Source organism: Longimicrobium sp., assembly GCF_036280135.1.
Taxonomy (GTDB): Bacteria; Gemmatimonadota; Gemmatimonadetes; order Longimicrobiales; family Longimicrobiaceae; genus Longimicrobium.
In genome coordinates, this window is sequence record NZ_DASURI010000906.1 from 1 (window position 1) to 4,368 (window position 4,368).

The 4,368-nt window shown below is 72.3% G+C and carries 4 protein-coding genes; 2 read left to right on the forward strand and 2 right to left on the reverse strand.

The features are described from left to right. Positions 1-386: 386 nt before the first annotated feature. Complete coding sequence (locus tag VFZ20_RS29155) at positions 387-1,892, forward strand: ABC1 kinase family protein (RefSeq protein ID WP_329687492.1); 1,506 nt, start codon at positions 387-389, stop codon at positions 1,890-1,892. A gap of 233 nt (positions 1,893-2,125) precedes the next feature. Continuing rightward, positions 2,126-2,383, forward strand: a complete 258-nt coding sequence (locus VFZ20_RS29160; protein ID WP_329687493.1) for a hypothetical protein — start codon at positions 2,126-2,128, stop codon at positions 2,381-2,383. 86 nt (positions 2,384-2,469) lie between these two features. Here VFZ20_RS29160 and VFZ20_RS29165 read toward each other — a convergent pair whose 3' ends face one another. Together VFZ20_RS29165 and VFZ20_RS29170 are read right to left on the reverse strand one after the other, a co-directional pair. Continuing rightward, positions 2,470-2,601: a lasso RiPP family leader peptide-containing protein gene (locus VFZ20_RS29165; protein ID WP_329687494.1), complete on the reverse strand. Its 132-nt coding sequence runs from the start codon at positions 2,599-2,601 to the stop codon at positions 2,470-2,472. A gap of 246 nt (positions 2,602-2,847) precedes the next feature. After that, positions 2,848-4,368: asparagine synthetase B family protein (locus VFZ20_RS29170; RefSeq protein ID WP_329687495.1), on the reverse strand; the 1,521-nt coding region annotated here is incomplete at its 5' end.

Genomic DNA, 4,368 nt, shown 5'->3' on the forward strand with positions numbered 1-4,368 from the left:
ATCTGCGCGCAAAGCGGCAGACCGGCTCCATGCACGTGATCCGTCTCACGCTTCGCACACAAGATCCTTCGTCGCCGCCACGGTGTGTGCACGGGCGAAGATCGCGCGGCGGCTCCTCAGGATGACGCTTTTGCAGGGGGCTGAGATGACGGGCGTGCGCCCGCTCGGCGGACTCGTACGGTGCGGCATCACGCATCCGCCGTTGCCCGCTCTTCCCTATTCCCTGTTCCCTATTCCCTGCAGTCCTGAATCCTTCCGCCGCCCGCACCCGTTCAGCCAGGCACGGGGATGAACCCCGGCCCGGCGTGCGGGTACAGGAGGCCGCACGACGGCAGGCGCGGACAGATGGCCCGCGCCTGCCCATTTCGTTCGCACCGCCCTTGCCCATGCACACCCTTCGCCTGCTGTTCCTGCTGCTGCCGTTCGCGCTGTCGTTCTCGCGCGATCGCCGCCGCTTCGTCTTCTGGGGACGGCCCGCGCGCCGCTCCGCGGACTTTCACGTGCGCCGCGCCGAGCGGCTGGCGGACCTGATCCCCACGCTGGGACCGACGTTCGTCAAGATCGGCCAGGTGTTCTCGGCGCGACCGGACGTGGTGCCGGAGCCGTACCTCACCTCGCTCAGCACGCTCACCGACAACGTGGCGTGCGTGCCGTTCCCCGCCATCGAGCGCGAGCTGGTGGCCGCGTACGGCGCGCCCGTGGACCAGGTGTTCGAGGCGTTCGAGCGCGAGCCGCTGGCCGCGGGCTCCCTGGGGCAGGTGTACAAGGCGCGCTACCAGGGCGAGGACGTGGTCGTGAAGGTGCTGCGCCCCGGCGTGGAGCCCATCGTCGAAAAGGACGTCAAGTTCGTGCGGATGGTGCTGCGCTGGGTGGAGCGGTTCTGGAGCCATCCGCAGCTGCGCGGCCTGCACGTGGTGATCGACGAGTTCGAGCGCCGCATTGCCGACGAGATGGACTTTCGCAAGGAAGCGGCGTACGCCCGCGCCATCGGCGAGCGGTTCGCGCGCAACCCGCGCGTGATCGTTCCGCGCGTGATCGACGGGATGGTGCGCCCGCGCGCGCTCGTGCTGGAGTTCGTGCAGGGCACGCGCGTGGACCGCATCGACGGGCTGGTGGCGGCCGGCGTGATCGACCCGGAGCAGGTGATGCACGCCGTGGTCGAGGCGTACATCCAGATGATGCTGGTGGACGGCATCTTTCACGCGGACCCGCACCCCGGCAACCTGCTGGTGCGCGCGGACGGGGCGCTGGTGCTGCTGGACTTCGGGATGGTGATCGAGGTGGAGCCGGCCATGCGCCACCACCTGGTGCACACGTCGCTGGCCGCCGTGCGCGGCGACGCCGAGAAGGTGGTGGACGGGTTCTTCAAGCTGGGCATCGTGGAGCCGCAGACGGACCGCGAGACCATCCACCGCCTGGTGTCGCTCATCCTGCAGATGACGGAGCGCGGCGCCGAGCTGGCCGAGATGCAGCGCGCCCTGGCCGACGAGGTCATGCACCTGCTGTACGACTGGCCCGTGGTGCTCACGGGCGAGATGACGTACTTCGGGCGCGCGGTGGCGCTCATCGAGGGGCTGGGGGCGCACCACATCCCCAACTTCAACCCCGTGCGCTACGTGCGGCCCCTGCTGCTCAAGCACCGCACGGCCGTGCTGCGCGCTCTGGGCCCCGGCGACGACGAGTCGGTGGACCTGGCGTACGCGCTGGGGCTGCTCACGCGCGACGTGACGCGGGTGATGGGCAACGCCGCCCGCGAGCTGTTCGGCGTGCTGGCCACGCGCATCCCCACGATCTTCGGCGCGTTCACGCGGCCGGCCGTGGAGCCCGCGCCGGCGCCCGCCGTGCTTCCCGTCGTTCCGCCGACGCCGGCCCTGGCACCCGCGGCGGAGTAGCGCGGACGGGGCGGATCCGGATCATCGGACCCGAGGCGGCTCGCGAGACGGACGGCAGATCGCGAGATGGACGGCAGATCGATCATCGCCGCGGTGGCAGACAGCCATCGCGGCGATGCTGCTTTCGGGATCAACGATGCGGATCGGCAGATGCGGACGTCGAGCGTATGAAGGGACGTGCAGGCGCGCCGTCACCCAGCCCCGGCGAATGAATTCGCGGCTCCGAAAACGTGATGTCGGCCTTCGCCGACGGCTCCTGCCGCACGCCTTCCTTCGTGCATGATGGCGGCCTTCACGCCATCGAAGGCCGCCTCGGTGCACATGTCGTGGCCTGTGCTGGGGCCGTCCGCGCAGGCGGACTTCGCGAATTTCCAGCGGCGAATTCATTCGCTCCGGCTGAGCGTCGGCCTTACAGGATCAGAGCCGCAACTGGCATCATTCGCTCCGATGCGGTGATCGCGATCACCGCATCGGATGCGCACGTGGAATGAGGGTGCGGATCGGCATCATCATCCAGAAACGAACCGGCGCCGCCCGATTGCTCGAGCGGCGCCGGCCGGCTACACCGCGCGGGTGATCAGAGCGGCGGGATCCAGTAGTTGATGAACTCCGCCACCTTGCCCCACCGGCCCTGCGTCTTGGCCACCGCGCCGCCGTGCTCCGTCAGCGTGGGCGACACGTAGGGCTTCTTGGTCTGCTTCTGCTCCATGGGACACCTCCGTCGTTGGGTTGAATGGATGGGACGTCCGCGCTTCGTCTCCCGGCTAGATCCAGAAGAAGAAGTTGATGAGCTCCGCCTGCTTCCCGAAGCGCCCCCGGGTGCGCTCCACGGCGCCGCCCAGCCAGGTGAGCGTGGGCGCCACGTAGTGCTTCTTCCGCATGCTTTCCACCTCCGTGCGAGGGGTGATTTCCGCCGCGCGCCCCCCCGGCCGCGGCGGCGTGCGTTCCGCCGCGCTCAGGCGGCGGCCGGCCGCGGCGCGCGCGCGTCCAGCGGCGTCCACGCGCCGGCGCGCACCCGCAGCCACGTCTCCAGCGACAGCGTGCTGAGCAGGTGGGCCAGGTTGTCCACCGCGCCCTGCCGCGCGCGCTCCACGGCGTTCCGCAGCGCGTCCGCGTCCACCCAGCCGGCCTGGGCGATCAGCGGGTCGCGCAGCAGCCAGCGCAGCCGCGGCGCCTCGCGCTGCAGCGCCCACAGGATGCGCGCGTCGATGCCGCCCTTGCCGCGCCGCGTGCGGACGGTCTCGGGGAGGATGCCGCGCATCGCCTCCCGCAGCACCCACTTGGACCAGCCCGGGCGGATGCGCTCCTCCACCGGCAGCCGCAGGCAGAACTCCGCCAGGGGCCGATGCAGGAAGGGGTAGCGCACCTCCATCCCGTCCACGAACGGCCCGCGCTCCAGGTGTCCCGCCAGCACGCGCAGGTACGTCGCCAGCTCGTCCGGCCAGATGCGCCCCGGCCGCGACCGCGCGCGCGGCGCCGTCATCCCCGCGCGGCGGGCGAAGTCCGGGCGCACCCACGGCGGCGCCGCGGGCCGGCCGCCCGTGCCCGCCAGCGGGGCGGGGAGCAGCGGGCGCAGGGCGTTGCGCCAGAACCAGCCGTAGAACGACTGCCGGTGTGCCACGGCGTGCAGCGTGACCGTCCGCAGCGCAGCGCGGACACGGCCCGTGCCCAGCAGGTCCGCCGCGAACGTCCCGGGGCCGTCCAGATAGTGGTCGGAGCCCTGGCCGCTGAGCATCACGCGCCCGCCGGCCTCGCGGACCATGCGGCACATCCGCCGGTCGCGCGCCCAGTACGGGAACATGGGACGCGGCTCGTCCGTGGCCGTGGGCGGCTCGCCGTCTTCCTGCCAGGGCCAGGGATCGGCCACGGCCTCGTTGCGCACGCCCCACCGGGCCACGACCGCGCCCGAGTAGCGCGTCTCGTCGCCGTCGCCCAGCGTGTCGACAACGGACACCGTGCCCGCGAGTGCCGGCGCCTCGCCTGCCTCCGCCAGCGACTGCGCCATGGAGACGACGGACGACGAGTCCAGCCCGCCGGACAGCTGCGACCACGTCTCGCCCGGCGCGCCCATGCGCACGCGGACGGCCTGGGCGAACAGGCGGCGCACCTCCTCGGCGGCCTCCGCGCCGTCCGCGCGCGCCGCCGGGACAAAGTCCTCCGCGCGCCACCAGCGCTGCTCGTCCACGCGCCCGTCCGCCACGGTCAACATGCCGCCGGGCGGCAGGGCGCGGCGGCCGGCCCACAGCGTCCGCTCGGCGTCGGCGCTGCCGCCCAGGACGAAGCCCGCCGCCCACGTCTCGTCGAACGCGGCGTCGCCCGCCAGCGCCTCCAGCCGCGACGAGACGAGCAGCGCGCCGTCCACCTGTGCGAAGAAGATCGGCCGCACGCCGAACGCGTCGCGCGCGGCCACGAGCGTACGCGTGCGCCCGTCCCACACGGCCAGGGCAAAGTCGCCGTGGATGCGGGGGATGCAGCA